Source organism: Pseudomonas sp. FSL R10-1350 (assembly GCF_009600525.1).
Classification (GTDB): domain Bacteria; phylum Pseudomonadota; class Gammaproteobacteria; order Pseudomonadales; family Pseudomonadaceae; genus Aquipseudomonas; species Aquipseudomonas helleri.
In genome coordinates this window covers 32,461-49,939 of record NZ_WIVR01000023.1, presented here as the reverse complement: position 1 = coordinate 49,939, position 17,479 = coordinate 32,461, and the positions used below count along the sequence as shown (strand labels likewise).

Sequence of the window (17,479 nt, the reverse complement as noted above, 5' to 3'; positions counted from 1 at the left end):
AGGGCACGGCAGGCCTTGCGGTTATGTTTATCAACTGAATGCGGAGTATCCGAACATGCCAAAGATGAAGACTAAAAGTGGTGCTGCTAAGCGGTTTCTGAAAACTGCAAACGGTATCAAGCACAAGCACGCTTTCAAGAGCCACATCCTGACCAAAATGTCGACCAAGCGTAAGCGTCAACTGCGCGGTAGCAGCTTGCTGCATCCGTCTGACGTGGCAAAAGTCGAGCGCATGCTGCGCCTTCGTTAATTTTTGGATCAAGACTAGAGGAAGTAACTCATGGCTCGTGTAAAGCGTGGCGTCATTGCCCGTAAACGTCACAAAAAAATTCTGAAACTTGCTAAAGGCTACTACGGTGCACGTTCGCGCGTATTCCGTGTTGCCAAGCAAGCGGTAATCAAGGCAGGCCAATACGCCTACCGTGACCGTCGTCAGAAAAAACGTCAGTTCCGCGCTCTGTGGATCGCTCGTATCAACGCTGGTGCTCGTATCAACGGTCTGTCTTACAGCCGTCTGATCGCTGGCCTGAAAAAAGCTTCCATCGAGATCGACCGTAAGGTTCTGTCTGATCTGGCAGTGAACGAAAAAGCGGCGTTTGCTGCGATTGTCGAGAAAGCTAAAGCCACCTTGGCTTAAGTACCCCCGACAGTTCTTGCGCTCACTGTGTGGGCGTAAGCGCTAAACGTCTTAAATAGGGGAAGAGCCTTCAAGCTCTTCCCCTATTTTGTATCTGGAGTCTGTACATGGAAAACCTGGATGCGCTGGTCTCTCAAGCACTAGAGGCTGTGCAAAGCGCTGAAGATATCAATGCCCTGGAGCAAATCCGGGTTCAATACCTTGGCAAAAAAGGTGAATTGACTCAGGTGATGAAGACCCTGGGGAATTTGCCGGCAGAAGAGCGCCCACAAGTGGGGGCCCTGATCAACGTTGCCAAGGAACGTGTCACAGAGGTTCTCAATACGCGCAAGGCACTGTTTGAGGAGGCTGAACTGGCCGCCAAACTGTCTGCCGAGTCTATTGATGTGACTCTGCCTGGCCGTGGCCAGACCTCCGGCGGTCTGCATCCGGTTACCCGGACTCTGGAACGTATCGAACAGTTCTTCACTCACATTGGCTACGGCATTGCCGAAGGCCCTGAGGTCGAAGACGACTATCACAACTTCGAGGCGCTCAACATCCCAGGCCATCACCCGGCCCGGTCGATGCATGACACCTTCTATTTCAACGCGAACATGCTGTTGCGCACCCATACCTCGCCGGTACAGGTCCGCACCATGGAATCGCAGCAGCCGCCGATACGCATCGTCTGCCCAGGCCGTGTGTACCGTAGCGACTCCGATATCACTCACTCGCCGATGTTCCACCAGGTCGAAGGCCTGCTGGTTGATCGCGATATCAACTTTGCGGACCTGAAAGGGACCATCGAAGAGTTCCTGCGGGTCTTCTTCGAAAAAGAATTGGCCGTGCGCTTCCGTCCGTCGTACTTCCCGTTCACTGAGCCTTCGGCCGAAGTGGATATGGAATGTGTGATGTGCAGCGGCAAGGGCTGCCGTGTCTGCAAACAGACCGGCTGGCTTGAAGTCATGGGCTGCGGCATGGTGCATCCAAACGTGTTGCGCATGTCTGGAATCGACCCGGAAGAGTTCTCGGGCTTTGCTTTCGGCATGGGCGTTGAGCGTCTGGCCATGCTGCGTTACGGCGTGAACGACTTGCGTCTGTTCTTCGATAACGACTTGCGGTTCCTCGCGCAATTTCGCTAGTCGTAACGAATTCTTAGGAGAGCAGGATGAAATTCAGTGAACAATGGCTGCGTGGTTGGGTTAACCCGCAGGTAGGTCGCGACGAACTGGTTGCTCGTTTGTCGATGGCCGGTCTTGAGGTCGATAGCGTTACGCCGGCCGCCGGTGTTTTCAGCGGTGTTGTTGTGGGTGAGGTGCTCAGCACCGAACAGCACCCCGACGCCGATAAATTGCGCGTGTGCCAGGTCAGCAATGGCGCCGAGACGTTTCAGGTTGTGTGTGGTGCACCCAATGTGCGCCCAGGCCTGAAGATCCCGTTCGCCATGATTGGTGCCGAACTGCCAGGCGATTTCAAAATCAAGAAAGCCAAGCTGCGGGGCGTTGAGTCCAACGGCATGCTGTGCTCGCAAGCTGAGTTGCAGGTTGGCGAAGGCAATGACGGCTTGATGGAATTGCCAGTCGATGCGCCGGTAGGCGAAGATTTTCGCGTCTATCTGGACCTGGAAGACGCCAGCATTGAAGTTGACTTGACCCCTAACCGCGGTGACTGCCTGTCGCTGGCGGGCCTGGCTCGGGAAGTGGGTGCGCTGTACGCAGCCGAGGTGAAACGTCCTGTGGTCGCTGCTGTTGCAGCCGTGCACGATGAAGTCCGCCCTGTTGAAGTGCTTGCGCCTGCTGCGTGCCCGCGTTATCTGGGGCGTGTCATCCGTAACGTAGATCTGTCCCGTCCTACGCCGCTGTGGATGGTTGAGCGCCTGCGTCGTGCAGACGTGCGTAGTATCGACGCTGCTGTCGATATCACCAACTACGTGATGCTGGAGCTGGGTCAACCGTTGCACGCATTCGATCTCGCCGAGATCAATGGCGGCATTCGCGTGCGCATGGCAGAAGAAGGCGAGAAGCTGGTTCTGCTTGATGGTCAGGAAGTCGCCCTGCGTAGCGATACGCTGGTGATCGCGGACCACTCCCGCGCATTGGCAATTGCCGGTGTCATGGGTGGTGAGCACAGTGGTGTCTCGGCAACGACCCGCGACGTGTTCCTCGAAAGCGCATTTTTCGATCAAATTGCTGTTGCAGGCAAAGCGCGTTCTTACGGATTGCACACTGACGCTTCGCATCGTTACGAGCGTGGCGTGGACTGGAAACTGGCACGTGAAGCGATGGAGCGGGCCACAGGCTTGCTGCTGGAAATCACCGGCGGTGAAGCGGGTCCAATCGTTGAAACCGTCAACGAGCAATACCTGCCATCCATTGCGCCGATCACCCTGCGTGCTGCGCGTATCACCCAAATGCTGGGTCTGGAAATGGACTCTGCTGAAGTCGAGCGTTTGCTCAGCGCTTTGGGCCTGACCATCTCCGCCGACGGGGCAGGGCAGTGGCGCGTAGAAGTGCCAAGCCATCGTTTCGATATCAGCCTTGAAGTTGATTTGATCGAAGAGCTGGCCCGTCTTTATGGTTACAACCGTCTTCCGGTTCGTTATCCGCAAGCTCGCCTTGCGCCACAAGCGAAAGCTGAAGCGCGTAGCGAACTGCCAGAATTGCGTCGTCTGTTAGTCGCGCGCGGCTATCAGGAAGCAATTACTTACAGTTTTATCGATCCGAAGCAGTTCGAATTGTTCAGCCCGGGTGTTGAGCCTCTGTTGCTGGCCAATCCGATCTCCAACGACATGGCGGCCATGCGTGCTTCCCTGTGGCCGGGCCTGGTTAAGTCCTTGCAGCACAACCTCAATCGTCAGCAAGACCGCGTTCGTCTTTTCGAAAGTGGCCTGCGGTTTGTAGGGCAACTGGAAGGCTTGAAACAAGAGCCGATGCTGGCTGGCGTTGTATGCGGTACCCGTCTGCCGGAAGGCTGGGCGCAAGGTCGCGATGTAGTCGACTTCTTTGACGTCAAGGCTGACGTAGAGGCTGTGCTGGGTTTTGCTGGCGCGCTTGATGACTTCACCTTCGTAGTGGGTAGCCATCCAGCTCTGCACCCTGGTCAAACCGCTCGCATTGAGCGCGATGGCCGTGAAGTAGGCTACGTCGGTGCGATCCACCCTGAGCTGGCTAAAACCTTGGGCCTGGATCGTCCAGTGTTCCTGTTTGAGCTGGTATTGGCAGAAGTGGCTTCGGGCAAAATGCCTAAATTCCACGAACTGTCGCGTTTCCCGGAAGTCCGTCGTGACCTGGCGCTGTTGGCCGATCGTGACGTTGCAGCCAGCGACGTGCTGAATGTAATCCGTGAAAATGCAGGCGAATGGCTCACAGACCTAAGGCTATTTGACGTTTACCAGGGTAAAGGTATTGATCCGCTTAGAAAAAGCCTTGCAGTTGGCTTGACCTGGCAGCATCCATCGCGCACTCTTAATGACGATGAGGTGAACACCACGACACAAAATATCCTCACCTCGCTCGAAAACAGGTTGAACGCCACGTTAAGGAAGTGACGTATGGGGGCTCTGACGAAAGCTGAAATGGCGGAACGTCTTTATGAAGAGCTGGGCCTGAATAAACGCGAAGCCAAAGAATTGGTTGAGCTGTTTTTCGAAGAAATCAGGCACGCTCTTGAAGACAATGAACAGGTCAAATTGTCAGGTTTTGGCAATTTTGACTTGCGTGACAAGCGACAGCGGCCTGGCCGCAATCCGAAAACGGGAGAGGAAATCCCGATCACGGCTCGCCGTGTGGTCACCTTTCGTCCAGGGCAGAAGTTGAAAGCCCGAGTAGAGGCCTATGCTGGAACCAAGTCATAACGACGAGCTCCCGCCGATCCCAGGCAAACGCTACTTCGCCATTGGCGAAGTTAGCGAGCTCTGTGCGGTAAAACCGCATGTGCTGCGCTATTGGGAGCAAGAGTTTCCTCAACTCAACCCCGTAAAGCGTCGCGGAAACCGCCGGTATTATCAGCGCCAGGACGTGCTGATGATCCGGCAAATTCGCGCGCTGCTGTACGACCAAGGTTTCACCATCGGCGGCGCTCGTCTGCGTCTGTCAGGCGATGAAGCCAAAGACGACACCACGCAATACAAACAACTGATCCGCCAAACGATCTCCGAATTGGAAGACGTTTTACTGGTACTTCGCAAATAAACCTGCATTTAAAATACTTTCGTATTTCAAAAGCTTAAGGTATATTTCTCGACGTTCTAGCAACACGCAACACAGATGTAACGCCTAGTCGGGGCGTAGCGCAGTCCGGTAGCGCACTAGCATGGGGTGCTAGGGGTCGAGTGTTCGAATCACTCCGTCCCGACCATATTATTCAATGACTTAGCCCAACTTTCGCGAGTTGGGCTTTTTCATGTGTGGGGACTTTTGCGTGACTTCTCCAAATTTCACGCCTGCTTCCTCTTCAGAATTGTCAGTACCGACCCGCGCGAGTCGGTTACTGATACCTTGTATGCAGCCTCAATCAGTTGATCCAGCTCTGCCGCTGAGTAATGACTGGTGATGCTTCCGTTCTTATGTCCTAGCAATGCTTTGCAATCCTCCTCAGTCACGCCTGCTGCACGCAGCCTTCTGCCAAAGGTGTGCTTCAGGTCGTGAATGCGGATTCTGGAAAAGCCATCATGTGCTGGCCGCAAATACTTCTCCTGCCATTTCTTCGCCGCCCTGACCCTGGCCTTCTTCCAGGCTGCGTCATTCATGCGGTGAACCATTGTTTCGTCCCCATCGCCGTCTGGCTTGCCGAAAGGGAGGACGTACAGCTTGTGCTGGCCTCGCTGCTTCTCAATGACCGACTTGGTCACGGTGCGGGACACCACCAAGCGTTTATCCCGGTTCTTAACTTTCGACCAGAGAGTTCGAGTGGAGTCAAAAAAGCACGGTAACCAAATCCACCACCGCAATCTCCCAATACCATTGAGTCTTGCAGATTTCCTGCACCCAACACCTGATTTTAACCTTGAGCATAGTCTCCATTTACCAGCGGACCAAACCAACAAGCCATCGGCATGGGCAGCGAATGCATCACCCTCAAAGGCGCTATCTACCCCGGTTTTAAAGGCGGCCTCAAACAACTCGACACCCTGCGCAGCATCGGCGCCAAGCTCCAGCCACTAGGCCTGACCACTGGCTACGGCGACGACCTGCAGAACCGCTAGCGTCGACGAGCTCGACACCCTCTGCCAAAACTACTACGGCCACCTCAACGGCACAGTCGAAGCCGTGCTCGATGCCAACCAAGGGTTGGCAGATGAGGTGCAGCCGTATCGGGCCGGGGTGGTGATTCACTTGCCGGATGTGGTGGGAGCGAGTGAGGAGGGGGTGATGTTGTGGGGTTGAATAGTATCTTTACACTAAGCTCCCCTCACGACCTTAATCTCCTGCGCCAAATCGAAGCTTTTAGAAAATGCTTGGGCGCCCAAACTTTTTAGTTTTAAAGTTGTAAGAGATGTGTGTTTGGCTTTAGGTCTGTAGTGGCCTGAGTGGTTGGTAACCATGTATCCGTTACTGGTGTTGACTATGTAGCCAGCGCTGATTACATCATTGTTCAGCCCTAACTTATTTGAGATGTATCTTGTGATGCTCGGATGTGAGGGTGCTATCGCTGGGTCTCCCTTAGGGTAGGAAGCTATCGCTAAGTCGTTATTTTTGTTGAGCACGTATTTGTGGGTTGTGTTTGGCTGATTTAGTATGCTGAGATCATCTGCGGTTTTTGGGACTGTGATTGTAGTGCGTTTGAGCGCTAGATTACCCTTCAGAATAACATCTGCGGCGATATCATAAAAAGGATCGGCATCATGATCAATAAGTGAGGATGTTTTTTTTATACGCGTAGCGCCAATTGCTTTGTATTGAATAGGCGTTCTGTTTCTTCTGAATATGGGGAGATAGCGCAGCACTCGGTCCAGTAAGGAAGCTGCACCACTAGGATCGCTACGATTAATTGGATCGTTTAAACAATAGGCGTATGCATTTAACCCGCCCTTGTCAAATGGACTTAAGTTGTCGGGTGTGTTGAAACGCATCAATACTGGGCTGTAGGCACGGTGGCCGTTACCTAAAATGTAGTGTTGAGTAAAGAAGTCTCTGTGTTCTCCACTGAACTCTAGTAAGCAATTTGAATTTGTTAGGTGTGTGTTGTAGCCATGGCAAGTATAAGAGAAGGTTCTGCTAATGTCGGGGCTGGTGGTGTGTAATGTTGAATTGTGGTTGTCGTTAATAAATAAGTCTGTCGTATGTTGGGAGGTATTTTTTTGTGCGAGAGGTAAGTTTCCGTAGCGGAAGATACTCGTTAGCACCTTGTTGTGTAAGTGTAATGTTAGACGGTTTTCTTGATAGAAATATTGTCTGTTTGAATGTTTATTTTGGTTTGATCCAATTAATCGATCAAGCGGATCGTACTGATAGTAACAAAGAAGATTTGGCATACATTAAGACCTGTTTGAAGATGCTGTGCTTCTAGTGTTTATCAGGGAGTTTGGTGGTTGTATACCTAGCAGATGTGATAGGTGAAGAGGCTTGGCATAGTCATTACTTGGCGAGTTTTTAAGTGCTTCGTCATGCACAGGGCAACTGGTGTTTAAAAAACATCGAAGAAGAACAAACCGCCTTCCTGCAAGGCGGCATCCCCCGTAAACAGGGCTCTACCTTGGAGTTTGTGCGCTATGGCGACGACCTGCAGAACCGCTAGCGGCGACGTGCTCGACACCCTCTGCCAAAATTACTACGGCCATCTCAACGGCACAGTCGAAGCCGGGCTCGATGCCAACCAAGGGCTGGCTTATGAGGTGCAACCGTATCGGGCCGGGGTGGTGATTCACATGCCGGATGTGGTGGGGGCGAGTGAGGAGGGGGTGATGTTGTGGGGGTGACTCTTAGCTCTGGTGCTTTTGCACATACTGTTGCAGTGCTTGATCCAAGCGAGTTTGCCAGCCGCTACCACCCGCTTTGAAGTAGTCCACCACTTCTGGAGAAAGCCGCAACGTGACCCGCTCTTTGAGCGGAGCTTTTTGTGGTCCGCGTTCGCCTCGACGACGAACAGTTGCTTGAGCAAAGAACGCATCAACGGCTGCCGGATCATTGGGGTCATACAACTCACCAGTTTCTGGCGTTACAGGCTCATCGGCAGCGGCTTCACGCTGGACACGTTCCCAATCAGTCTTGCTGAAGGTTTGCATAGTGTTTTCTCTCCTGTTTTGAAGCGCGGCGCAATGAGATAGCTCGAACATCCTAGTCGCGTTCCACGTAAACCAGCACCAGAACAACCCCCATAACCTCGACCATAGCGATGTCCAGCAACCGATCTTCATCCTGTCGAGGCGAGCAGAGTGTGATCTTGTTCGGTGCGTCGTACACCAAGCCAGCATCTGCCAAGTCAAGACCATGCTTGGCAAGGTTGGCTTGACGCTTAGCATCGTCGAAAACGATCATTGATTTTATCGTACTCACAAATAAATAAGCGGGCAAGGCGACTGTGGCAGCAAGCAGACAGAAGGCGAGCGGCGAAACTAGCCTGTTTGGGCTTTTTTTAAACCTTCCCTGATTCTGTGTTTTGTGTGGGAATTTTCTAATTTGGAGTATTTATGACCCCCACCTTTCGCATCGTCGCAGACGGCGCCGACATCACGTCGTTGATCAATGACAGCCTGCTATTGCTGCGCACCACTGACAAACCCGGAATGGAGTCCGACGACTTTGAACTGCGCATCGATGACCGCGACAGCGCCGTCTCCCTGCCAAATCGTGGGGCCAGCATCGAAATTTTCCTCGGCTACATCGGCACAGCGCTGACCCGGTTAGGACGTTACACCGTGGATGAAGTCGAGTTGTCAGGCCCGCCCGATACCTTGGTGATCCGAGGCAAAGCCAGCGACATGCGCGGCAGCGGAAAAACCACACGAAGTGGCAGTTGGGAAAGTGTCAGCCTGGGCAGCATCGTCAATGACGTGGCAGTGCGAAATGGCTGGTTGCCCATCTGCCCGGTGACGACCGAAGTGCCCCGGGCTGATCAACTGAGCGAGTCAGACTTCAACACAGGTGCCCAGTTCAGACACCGTTATCTCCAAATCCCAGATGGCATCTGCTCAAACAAGTACGCAGCGCTGAATGTGTAAGAGTTTTCGACAAATCCTGGCGGAGTTTTGCTGGTAGAGGAGGGTGTCGCCTTTGGCCTTGTCCGTTGTCGATATTTCTCAGCGGCATCTGCACGCAATGCTGTTGCGGCAGCCGAAAGCACACCCTGCAAATGGGGCTCTACCGGCCGGCAGGCCTGATTGACCGTGCGGTTGGACGTATACGCTCTGCATAAATCCAAACCCGCAGGCGCATGGTTGAGGTTGATCACCACCTCCAACGCATCGGTGGGGGACGGGGTGACCCGCGGCGGCGATTTGCCCGGTTGCAGGCCTTGACACAAGATCAAGGACTGACCGCTGTTTGTGATTTATTGGAATCACGCTCACGCTCATCGTTGCCGGTGAACGTTAGTTTCACCGCCGTGGCGTTGCTGGCAGGGAGGTATGCAGATGGACAATCTGCATCCGTGCTTGTATCGCAAATTTACGATTGTTCAGCCTGGATCTGGAGGTCGATAATGAGTGGCATGAATCGCAGGCGTTTTATCGTTGGCGCCGGGGTTGCTGGCACTTGCGTGCTGTTTGGGAGCAGTCCGCTGTTCTCGATGAATCCAACACTGTCCGCAGCCCACTCCGGGGTCGCACGATTTACCCGCCTGGATGTCAGTGCCCAAGACTTCCCGGTCGGCATTCTGCAGGACTACAGCAATGCCATTGCCACGATGTTGAGCCTGCCGCCGCAAGATCCACGCAACTGGTACCGCCAGGCGCTTGTCCATCTTCTCGATTGCCCACACATAAACTGGTGGTTTCTGCCGTGGCATCAGGTCTATCTTGGCTGGTTCGAGAAAATCTGCCGGGACTTGAGCGGTAACAGTGCATTCGCACTTCCGTACTGGAACTGGACCCACGTGCAGCGCGCGCCCGAGGAATTTTTTTCAGCTGGGCTGGACCCGACCAGTGATATCTTCCAGCAATCCATGTATGTGTTCAGGGACAAGCTCGACGAGACCCTGGACGGAATCTGGAGCGGACTCAGTGATCGACAACGCGTGCTGTTGGGGCTGCGCGGCTACACCGAACTGGAGATCCTCGCCCCGGAGGTGCGGCTGTATTTTATGCAGCACAACAATACAAGGGAGCTTAGCCAGGCCAATCCGGAGTTCGACGACGATAGTAAACAAGGCACCAGTGGCGAGTCTATTCACCGAGTATTGGCATCGCGAAAATTCGTCGGCTTCGGTGGCCAACTGGCACAGCACCATAGCGTGTTCAGCGGCTCGGATTTATTGGAGAGCTTGCCGCATAATTCGGTGCATGCCGCGGTTGGCGGCACGATGCTTTCGATGCTCTCGCCAATTGATCCGCTGTTCTATCTGCACCACGCCAATGTCGATCGGCTCTGGCAGGTGTGGACTGAAATGCAGACGTCCGAAGACCTTCCTGGTCACCCCGAGCCCGAGCAATTCGAGGCTTGGGCGGGGGAGTATTTTGAGTTCTTCAGCGACGAGTATGCCGCGCCGGTACGCGACCTCCCGCTCCAGCACTATCTGCAGGCCGATCGTTTCGACTATTCCTATCATCCGTTGATTGTGGGTGAGACGCGGCCCTTGCCACTGGCGCCGGTACGCAGCGGTACGGTGTACGATTCCATATTGAGCGCCAACAGCATAGGCGCAGACCAAACCATCGATGCTCAGATTGACGTCCCCGCTGCGGTGCTGCTGGATGCACTGGACCGGCATGGAGCTTCACTGCTTGTGGATGTTCATATGGAGTATCCGGTACCTGCCAGTGCCTGGGAGTTGGAGTTGCTGCTCATGCCAAACAGCGGCTCTGCTGCGCCTTCCGTATCGATCGGTAAGCTGAAAATTCTGGACATGCGCATGCCGCATGCAAACGATCAGCATGGACAGCACCATGCAGGCTCATTCGCTCTCAGCGTGAATGCGGCATTGAGCCGGCTGCATGGCACCGGCGGACTGGATCCAAACACCGCGCTCAAGCTTGCCCTCAACGCAAGTTTGAGCGGACTACGGCCGCCGCAAAGCAATGCACTTCAGATACACGGCATGCAGGTCCGGGTCGTGGGCTAGGTCCTGCAGCTGGGTGGTCTCAAGATGCGCGTTGCGTGTGCTGAATCTTGGAGTTTGTACGCTATGGCGACGACCTTCAGAACCGCTAGCGGCGACGTGCTCGACACCCTCTGCCTTGCCATCTCAACGGTACGGTCGAAGCCGTGCTAGATGCCAACGAAGGGCTGACAGATGAAGCGCAATCGATACCGGATGTGGCGGGGACGAGTGAGGGCGGGAGGATGTTACGGGGATAAGGCGATTTCAGTATGGGGGCTTACATAATTCTTTTTTGGTGGGTTGTTAGATTGTATTTCTGAAAGATGTTCTTACTATTAGAGTTCACTCCTGAGTTGCTTTGATTGGAGTTGTGGCGCATTTTTAATTCGCTGCATTTAGGTTTCTAAACGAACTAATAAACATCAAAAGGATTATTGATTGTGAATATTGAAACCAAGAACTGGAAAGCTCAGATCAATCGTATGCCTCATGATAATTTTTTTCGGGTAGATGGTGTTGTCACTGTTCCTCACTCAGCCATTTTGCTTAGTCTGGAGGTTAGCCCGACCAGGACAAATCTTTCGACCTGCGGCTGGATCTTAAATTGACGGTTCCCCAAGACATCGGTCTGGACGTATTAACTGATAAAGCAGTGACCTATAAGATTGCTGGCGAATCAAATGTTACAGGGGTGAGTATTTTCTTTAATGGCGAATATTTGCATCATATTGATGAGGTTTTAGTTACGCATTGATTTTATTTTAAATAGCACTGCCTGTTTTTGTCTTAGGCAGAGCTGTTTTTTCGGTTTGTAGATATCGGTTACTCAGGATGAACGTAACGAAGACTTCCATTGGGTGTGTCCAAATTATGGATGGACTTTACCATTCGTGGCATGCGGCCACTATTTATTTGTATGAGTTTGATAACTGAAAGCCCGCTGAGTAGCGGGCTTGGATTTAAATCGAAAAGGTATTCTCAAGCAGCTTTCGATGGGGTCAAACTTTTCTTCAGGCTTGCTTTGAGAGTAAGCATTTGATCCCCGAGCTCATCAAGTTTGGCTTTTCCCAAGATCTTTTTCGCGTGAGGAAACATGTCGGTTTCTTCTTCTTCAATGTGGTGTTCCAAGAGTTCTTTGATCACTTTTACGCGACCGGCGAACTCAGGGCTTGTCGGATCTGTGCCCTTCAGGTCAGGCAGTACCAGGGAGTCGACTGTGCGATGCTCCTCTTTGGCCTCATAGTACATTTCTGCCTCAGCTTTCCCGCCTGCAGCTTTATAGGCCGGGTAAAGGATTTCCTCCTCAAGCTGGGTATGAATGCTTACTTCCAGTTCAAGCTTTTCCAAAAGCTCCGTGCGTTTCTTGACGGCCCGATCAGTCGACTCGCTTAACTGACTAAGAATGCCTTTTACTTTTTCGTGGTCGGCTTTCAGAAGGTCGATGGCGTTCATGGTATTCCCTCACTATCAAGGATGGTGGGTGCCGATCTTTGCCGGCAATGTCCTTATGCCTGTCGCATTTGCCGTGCCAGTTTTCCTGGAATATTTTTTCGCTTAAATTCAGTCGGTTGCGTTGGATGGTGGCTAATGGCGCTCATGCAGCATGCCCGATGCTGTCTTTAGGATGATGCATAAATCCCTACTCAATTGTTCAAGCGGGATTACACCTCACTTAGTCGTCATTTTAATGAACGCTTCCTGTGCAGGCTGGTCAACCTCATACCACCCCAGCGAGCGCATAGCTGTGGTGACTTCTTCATAAAGTCTGCTTGATGGGTCAGCAACGTATTCGCTATGAACGGGCTAAAGGATTCTGAAAGCCCTGCCTTAGCACTGCCCGATCTGACAGAGGATTGATCAACGCACTCGCTGCGCCACGTCCACAGAGGGAATAACTGATGACTTACAAAAAACCATTTGCCGCTTTAACCATCGGGCTGCTTTGCTCACTGTCCAGCCTGTCCTTTGCCGCCGATGAGCCTAGCGTGACGCTTGATCGACCAGGTGCCGGCGCAGTGGAAATGAAGATTGGCGATATAGTCCCGGCTGAATATCAACGTGAGAGCCTGGAAATCAAAGACTGGAAAAACCGCAAGCTTAAAGCACCTGAGCAGCATGAGCAGTGGGTGGAGATCAAGGGCAAATACATGTTGATTAGCGTCCCTACCGGGACCATTAAAGAGATGGTCGACAAGTAATGAAATAGCGCTGGCCTGAGGTCGAGCGCTTCTTTCAGAGCGCATGCATTTCGGCGAGGTCAGCACTGTTGCTGCCACTCAAAGAAAAGCCCGCTCGGCGGCGTAATGCTGTTCACTTATGAGATGCGTACGAGTAACTGTAGGAGCGAGCTTGTCTCGCGAGCTTTTAAAAAGTCAAAAGATCGCGAGACAAGCTCGCTCCTACAGGGTTCGCTTTCGCTTATGTGAACAGCATTGCGCTCGGCGGCGGGCTCTTTGAATCGCCCGGATTCTCATAGCTGGCAGTCACTGTTATCTGAAACGCTATCGGACTCTGGTGCGGCCTAAAATTCTGTTGGCATCTTGCGCAGGGGGAAGCCCAAACACTTTTGCATAATCACGGCTGAACTGTGTTGCACTTTCATAGCCGACTTCGTATGCAGCCGTCATGACGCTCTTCGCGCTTGCCAACATCAGGGTTCTGGCCTGAAGCAGGCGCACGCGTTTTTGATATTGCAACGGGCTCAGGTTGGTTACTGCCTTGAAGTGTCGATGGAACGCCGAGACGCTCATTGACGCTCGTTCTGCCAGGCGCTCAACACCAATGGGCTGCGCGAAGTCTCGGCGGATCCATTGGATTGCCATGTTTACACGCGCCATTGCACTGTCCGGCGCCGCTATCTCTCGCAACATCCAGCCATGGGGCCCCTGGAGGACCCGAAAGATAATTTCACGCTCGTAAACCGGGGCCAGGGCAGCGATAGCGTCCGGATCACCCATTAATCTCAGCATCCGGACCCAGGCATCCATGAGGTCGCTGGTCATTGACGCGACTGAAAACCCAGGGTTGCTCTCGATACGGCTGGCAGGTTTGGGCAGGTCACTGAACAGCGCTGATAACACCACTGGGTCGAGCGTCAGGCTGACCGCCAGGTAGGGCTCTCCGGATTCGGCAGGATGTACCGAGCCCACAGCGGGCAACTCGATAGACATGACAAAGTATGTCGCAGGGTCATACCTTAAGGTTCTGTCCCCTACCGTCATGCTCTTACTGCCTTGCAGGATCACATTGATCATCGGGTCATAGACCGCTGCGAGCATGTGCTCAGGAATTTCCCCCTGAACCATGGCCACGCGGGGGATGCCCGTTTCGGTACGGCGATTTTCAGCGGTGGCCGCGAGTGACCTGAGTTCGTTCAGTTGATTGTCCATACAGGCATGCTGAGGCCAGGTGCCAGCAGCCTGCAAGCGAAAAGCACAAACAGGCAGGTTTGGAGCAGGAACAGGTACGTTCCTGGCAGGACCGATAAGTACTCTGGTCATACATTTGAATGACAGAGGAACAGCATATGAGCGTAATCGTCATAACGGGCGGCAGCCGCGGCATCGGTGCCAGTGCCGCCGAGCATATAGCTCAGCGTGGTCTGGGGGTCATCCTCACTTACAACGCTCATCCAGAGGCGGCCGCCAAGGTGGTTGAGCGCATCGAAAAGGCCGGTGGCAAGGCGGTAGCGCTCAAGCTTGATGTATCCGACGTTGGCAGTTTTGAGGCGTTTCGCCAGTCAGTGGTCGAGACATTGCACGAGACTTGGGCTGTCACCACGTTGAGCGGGCTGGTGAACAATGCCGGTTACGGTTTGTTCAATCCCTTGGCAACCGTCAGCGAAGCGCAGTTCGATGGACTGTTCAAGGTGCACCTTAAAGGTCCGTTTTTCCTCACTCAAACATTGCTGCCGCTGTTGGCGGAAAACGCCAGCATCGTCAATCTGACCAGCGCCACGACGCGTGTAGCCACCGCCGGCGTTGCACCTTATGCGGCATTCAAAGGTGGGCTAGAGGTGCTGACTCGCTATATGGCCAAGGAATTTGGCGGGCGGGGTATACGGGCCAATGCCGTATCACCCGGTGCCATTCGTACTGAGTTGGGCGGGGGATTGAACGACGAGTTCGAAGCGATGCTGGCCGCGCAAACTGCGCTGGGCAGAGTCGGAGAGCCGGATGACGTCGCACGCGTCATTGCAATGTTGCTGTCGCAGGACAGTGCGTGGATCAATGCTCAGACCCTCGAAGTCGCGGGCGGCTACATCATCTGAACTCAGAAGGATTTTGTCATGCTGGATCATGTCTTTTTATCCGTGAGCGATATCAGCCGCTCCGTACGCTTTTACGAAGCAGTGTTGACGCCGTTGGGTATCACTGCGCGTCTGGACTACGACGGTAAGGACGGCCCGCCGGGGCATCCTGACTTGAAAGGCTTTGGCGCCAGGGGGCGAGTGTTTTTCTGGTTGCGCGAAGGGATCGTCGAAGGGCGAGCCGCTCACGTAGGTTTTGTTGCAAACAATAAAGCCGAGGTGGACGCGGCCTACAGTGCAGCCATGGTGCAGGGCGCCGTCGACAATGGTGCGCCTGGTCCCCGTTTGCACTACGACCCCGATTACTACGCCGCCAATGTGCTGGACCCGGATGGATACAGCCTGGAATTCGTCTATAAAAAATGGCAGCACACCCAATGAGCACTCTTCTGATCTACGGAGCAACAGGCTATACCGGCCGCATGGCGGCAGAGCGGGCGAAGGCGCTTGGTCTGAATTTTGAAATCGCCGGACGCAATCACACCCGGCTGGCGGCACTGGCAGCGCATCTGAGCGTACCGTTTCGTGTGTTCGATGCCGATGTTGATGCCGAGAACTCATTGTCTGGCATCTCGGTATTGCTCAATTTCGCGGGACCGTTTGCACACACGGCTGAGGTTTTAATGCGCGCCTGCATCAGGGCCGGGGTCGACTATCTGGACATTACGGCCGAGATCAACGTGTACCGTTTGGCAGAACGGTTAGGCGCTGAAGCCGCTTTACAGCAGGTCATGCTGTTGCCAGGCGTCGGATGGGATGTAGTGCCAACTGATGCGCTGTCGGTGCAGGTGGCCAAGCGTATTGAGCAGCCTTTTGCACTGAACATTGCACTTCAGGTGCCAGGCTCAATGTCTCGTGGATCAGCCATGAGTGTCAGCGAAATCATCGGTGCGGGGGTACTCGCGAGGGTCGCTGGTGAACTCGTTGCAACACCCGATGCGGCGCCCCGTCATTTTGATTTTGGTGAAGGTCCGGTTCTCTGCGTGCCACTGTCTTTCGGTGATCTGGTGACGGGCTGGCATTCGACCGGCATCCCTAATATCGCGATGTTTGTGCATATTTCGGGGGACGCTTTTCCAGAAGGCGATCTGTCACTGTTGCCCGAGGGGCCCACCCCGGAGCAGCGGGATGCGCATCGCGCCCGTGCAGCAGTTGAGGTCACAGGCAGCGATGGCGCCATTGCACGCTCAGTCATCGAAACCGTGAATGGCTATACCTACACGCCGCTGGCGGCAGTGGAAGCGGCACGGCGGGTATTGAACGGTGAGCGCCTGTCGGGTTTTGCAACACCGGCGAAGGTGTTTGGAAGTGGTTTTGCCGAGAGTATCGAAGGGACTCGGATCACCGATTTTTAAGGCTTGGGGCAGTTGTTCATGAGGCTGTTGCGAGCGCTTTGCTCTCAATCTTCGCGGGCCTTGAAGGCTTGAATCGCGCAGCGTCCCGCGCCGGTGGCAGACCATACAGGCGCGCGTACTCCCGGTTGAATTGAGAGGCGCTTTCATACCCAACGGTGTAGGCGATGGATGTTGCATCTAGTGTGTCGAACAACAACAACCATCGCGCCCTCAACAAACGCAGGCGCTTCTGATACTGAATCGGGGTCATGGCCGTCACCGATTTGAAATGCCGGTAGAAGGCGGCCACGCTCATGTCTGCCATGACGGCCAGCGGCTCTACCCGAAAAGGTTCGGTGTAGTGCTCACGAATCCATTGAGTGACACGGCGGATCTGCATCATCCGGCCATCCGGCCGCGCGACATCCCGAAGAATCCCCCTAGTGGCCCCTGTAACGCGCGGAACAAAATTTCGCGCTCAATCATCGGCGCCAAAATTGCAGTCTCATACGGGTGATCCATGAGCCGCATCATGCGCAGCCATGCGTCGATCATGTGCGCGGGTGCAAGCACGCCCTCGAAACATGCGCTTTGCGCCGCCCTTGGCGTTTTGCCTTCGTCCATCAACAGCCCAGCGATCACCTCAACGTCCAGCGTCAGGCTGACCGCGAGATAGGGTTGATCTACTGCACTTGCGTGAATCTGACCCGTAGCGGGCACATCGACAGGCACCAGGAAATAGTGGCCTGGCGAGTAACTGTAAACCTCTTCCCCGATTGACAGGGTCTTGGTGCCCTGAAGCACCAAATGCAGCATCGGTTGATAAACCTGGTTGGCACAGGCCTCGGCCCGCACCATCGCCACACGGGGTAATCCGGTATCGGTCCACTTGTCTTGTGCGCGCATCACGATGCTGCGCAGTTCTGCCATTGGTTTTTCCATGCCTTCCACCGTGAGCCAAACCCCGGGGCATAGCAAGCCAACTGATAAGAATAGGCAAGTATGTGCGACTAACCGGCAAAC

Annotated in this window: 19 protein-coding genes, 1 tRNA gene and 6 pseudogenes; 19 read left to right on the top strand and 7 right to left on the bottom strand. The window is 54.0% G+C overall.

Going from position 1 to position 17,479, the window contains the following annotated elements; all coding sequences use genetic code 11:
- Nucleotides 1-55: 55 nt before the first annotated feature.
- From rpmI to GHO25_RS12750, 7 genes are all read left to right on the top strand, one after another.
- Nucleotides 56-250, top strand: a complete 195-nt coding sequence (gene rpmI / locus GHO25_RS12780; protein ID WP_002553160.1) for a 50S ribosomal protein L35 — start codon at nt 56-58, stop codon at nt 248-250.
- A 30-nt stretch (nt 251-280) separates the two neighbouring features.
- Nucleotides 281-637, top strand: a complete 357-nt coding sequence (gene rplT, locus GHO25_RS12775; protein WP_048369333.1) for a 50S ribosomal protein L20 — start codon at nt 281-283, stop codon at nt 635-637.
- Between the two features lie 107 nt (nt 638-744).
- Nucleotides 745-1,761 (top strand): phenylalanine--tRNA ligase subunit alpha, encoded by a 1,017-nt coding sequence (gene pheS / locus GHO25_RS12770; protein WP_048369332.1) that lies wholly within the window; start codon nt 745-747, stop codon nt 1,759-1,761.
- A gap of 26 nt (nt 1,762-1,787) precedes the next feature.
- A complete protein-coding gene (gene pheT / locus GHO25_RS12765; RefSeq protein WP_153390925.1) occupies nt 1,788-4,166 on the top strand; it encodes a phenylalanine--tRNA ligase subunit beta in 2,379 nt (792 codons plus the stop codon).
- A gap of 3 nt (nt 4,167-4,169) precedes the next feature.
- Entirely contained in the window at nt 4,170-4,472 is a 303-nt protein-coding gene (ihfA, locus tag GHO25_RS12760) for an integration host factor subunit alpha (protein ID WP_002553164.1), read from the top strand.
- The gene (locus tag GHO25_RS12755; protein WP_019829202.1) at nt 4,453-4,809 is read left to right on the top strand and encodes a MerR family transcriptional regulator; all 357 of its coding nucleotides are present in this window, start codon (nt 4,453-4,455) and stop codon (nt 4,807-4,809) included. The genes ihfA and GHO25_RS12755 overlap by 20 nt, the downstream gene beginning before the upstream one ends.
- Before the next feature lie 89 nt (nt 4,810-4,898).
- Nucleotides 4,899-4,975: transfer RNA gene (locus tag GHO25_RS12750), tRNA-Pro, on the top strand.
- A 79-nt stretch (nt 4,976-5,054) separates the two neighbouring features.
- Here the strand turns inward: GHO25_RS12750 and GHO25_RS12745 are convergent.
- A pseudogene (locus GHO25_RS12745) lies at nt 5,055-5,631 on the bottom strand (tyrosine-type recombinase/integrase); the annotation flags it as partial.
- Nucleotides 5,632-5,651: 20 nt separating this feature from the next.
- Between GHO25_RS12745 and GHO25_RS12740 the strand changes: the two are divergent.
- Both GHO25_RS12740 and GHO25_RS12735 read left to right on the top strand, forming a co-directional pair.
- Nucleotides 5,652-5,810, top strand: a pseudogene (locus GHO25_RS12740) (phage tail protein); the annotation flags it as partial.
- Nucleotides 5,791-6,003: a tail protein X gene (locus GHO25_RS12735; protein ID WP_153390929.1), complete on the top strand. Its 213-nt coding sequence runs from the start codon at nt 5,791-5,793 to the stop codon at nt 6,001-6,003. The pseudogene GHO25_RS12740 and the gene GHO25_RS12735, both read left to right, overlap by 20 nt.
- Nucleotides 6,004-6,017: 14 nt before the next feature.
- Here the strand turns inward: GHO25_RS12735 and GHO25_RS12730 are convergent, their stop codons facing one another.
- The gene (locus tag GHO25_RS12730; protein ID WP_153390924.1) at nt 6,018-7,091 is read right to left on the bottom strand and encodes an RHS repeat-associated core domain-containing protein; all 1,074 of its coding nucleotides are present in this window, start codon (nt 7,089-7,091) and stop codon (nt 6,018-6,020) included.
- Nucleotides 7,092-7,231: 140 nt separating this feature from the next.
- Here GHO25_RS12730 and GHO25_RS12725 point away from each other — a divergent pair.
- Nucleotides 7,232-7,354, top strand: a pseudogene (locus GHO25_RS12725) (phage tail protein); the annotation flags it as partial.
- On the top strand, nt 7,329-7,535 hold the full coding sequence (locus tag GHO25_RS12720) for a tail protein X (protein ID WP_153390923.1): 207 nt from the start codon (nt 7,329-7,331) through the stop codon (nt 7,533-7,535). The pseudogene GHO25_RS12725 and the gene GHO25_RS12720, both read left to right, overlap by 26 nt.
- A 3-nt stretch (nt 7,536-7,538) precedes the next feature.
- On the opposite strand, the gene GHO25_RS12715 is transcribed toward GHO25_RS12720, so the two are convergent.
- Together GHO25_RS12715 and GHO25_RS12710 are read right to left on the bottom strand one after the other, a co-directional pair.
- The gene (locus tag GHO25_RS12715; protein WP_153390922.1) at nt 7,539-7,841 is read right to left on the bottom strand and encodes a BrnA antitoxin family protein; all 303 of its coding nucleotides are present in this window, start codon (nt 7,839-7,841) and stop codon (nt 7,539-7,541) included.
- A gap of 52 nt (nt 7,842-7,893) precedes the next feature.
- A complete protein-coding gene (locus GHO25_RS12710) occupies nt 7,894-8,094 on the bottom strand; it encodes a BrnT family toxin (protein ID WP_256677218.1) in 201 nt (66 codons plus the stop codon).
- A gap of 152 nt (nt 8,095-8,246) precedes the next feature.
- On the opposite strand from GHO25_RS12710, the pseudogene GHO25_RS12705 reads away from it, so the two are divergent.
- From GHO25_RS12705 to GHO25_RS26740, 4 genes and pseudogenes are all read left to right on the top strand, one after another.
- Nucleotides 8,247-8,723, top strand: a pseudogene (locus GHO25_RS12705) (late control protein); the annotation flags it as partial.
- Nucleotides 8,724-9,256: 533 nt separating this feature from the next.
- Nucleotides 9,257-10,834 carry a tyrosinase family protein gene (locus tag GHO25_RS12700; RefSeq protein ID WP_178110078.1) on the top strand — a complete coding sequence of 526 codons (1,578 nt, stop codon included), beginning with the start codon at nt 9,257-9,259 and terminating at the stop codon, nt 10,832-10,834.
- 63 nt (nt 10,835-10,897) lie between these two features.
- Nucleotides 10,898-11,070 (top strand): annotated as a pseudogene (locus tag GHO25_RS26535) (tail protein X).
- A gap of 347 nt (nt 11,071-11,417) precedes the next feature.
- Nucleotides 11,418-11,567 (top strand): hypothetical protein, encoded by a 150-nt coding sequence (locus GHO25_RS26740; protein WP_306108769.1) that lies wholly within the window; start codon nt 11,418-11,420, stop codon nt 11,565-11,567.
- A gap of 224 nt (nt 11,568-11,791) precedes the next feature.
- On the opposite strand, the gene GHO25_RS12690 is transcribed toward GHO25_RS26740, so the two are convergent.
- Entirely contained in the window at nt 11,792-12,265 is a 474-nt protein-coding gene (locus GHO25_RS12690; protein ID WP_153332644.1) for a hemerythrin domain-containing protein, read from the bottom strand.
- Between the two features lie 446 nt (nt 12,266-12,711).
- Between GHO25_RS12690 and GHO25_RS12685 the strand changes: the two genes are divergently transcribed.
- Complete coding sequence (locus GHO25_RS12685; protein ID WP_048369322.1) at nt 12,712-13,011, top strand: RcnB family protein; 300 nt, start codon at nt 12,712-12,714, stop codon at nt 13,009-13,011.
- A gap of 303 nt (nt 13,012-13,314) precedes the next feature.
- Here the strand turns inward: GHO25_RS12685 and GHO25_RS12680 are convergent, their stop codons facing one another.
- Nucleotides 13,315-14,202 (bottom strand): AraC family transcriptional regulator, encoded by an 888-nt coding sequence (locus tag GHO25_RS12680; RefSeq protein WP_153390920.1) that lies wholly within the window; start codon nt 14,200-14,202, stop codon nt 13,315-13,317.
- Between the two features lie 137 nt (nt 14,203-14,339).
- On the opposite strand from GHO25_RS12680, the gene GHO25_RS12675 reads away from it, so the two are divergent.
- From GHO25_RS12675 to GHO25_RS12665, 3 genes are read left to right on the top strand one after another with little or no spacing between them, the layout of a single operon-like run.
- Nucleotides 14,340-15,083: an SDR family NAD(P)-dependent oxidoreductase gene (locus GHO25_RS12675; protein ID WP_153390919.1), complete on the top strand. Its 744-nt coding sequence runs from the start codon at nt 14,340-14,342 to the stop codon at nt 15,081-15,083.
- Between the two features lie 18 nt (nt 15,084-15,101).
- The gene (locus GHO25_RS12670) at nt 15,102-15,503 is read left to right on the top strand and encodes a VOC family protein (protein WP_153390918.1); all 402 of its coding nucleotides are present in this window, start codon (nt 15,102-15,104) and stop codon (nt 15,501-15,503) included.
- Entirely contained in the window at nt 15,500-16,477 is a 978-nt protein-coding gene (locus GHO25_RS12665) for a trans-acting enoyl reductase family protein (RefSeq protein WP_153390917.1), read from the top strand. Before GHO25_RS12670 ends, GHO25_RS12665 begins: the two co-directional genes overlap by 4 nt.
- 16 nt (nt 16,478-16,493) lie before the next feature.
- Here GHO25_RS12665 and GHO25_RS12660 read toward each other — a convergent pair.
- Nucleotides 16,494-17,386: pseudogene (locus GHO25_RS12660) on the bottom strand (AraC family transcriptional regulator N-terminal domain-containing protein).
- Nucleotides 17,387-17,479 lie beyond the last annotated feature (93 nt).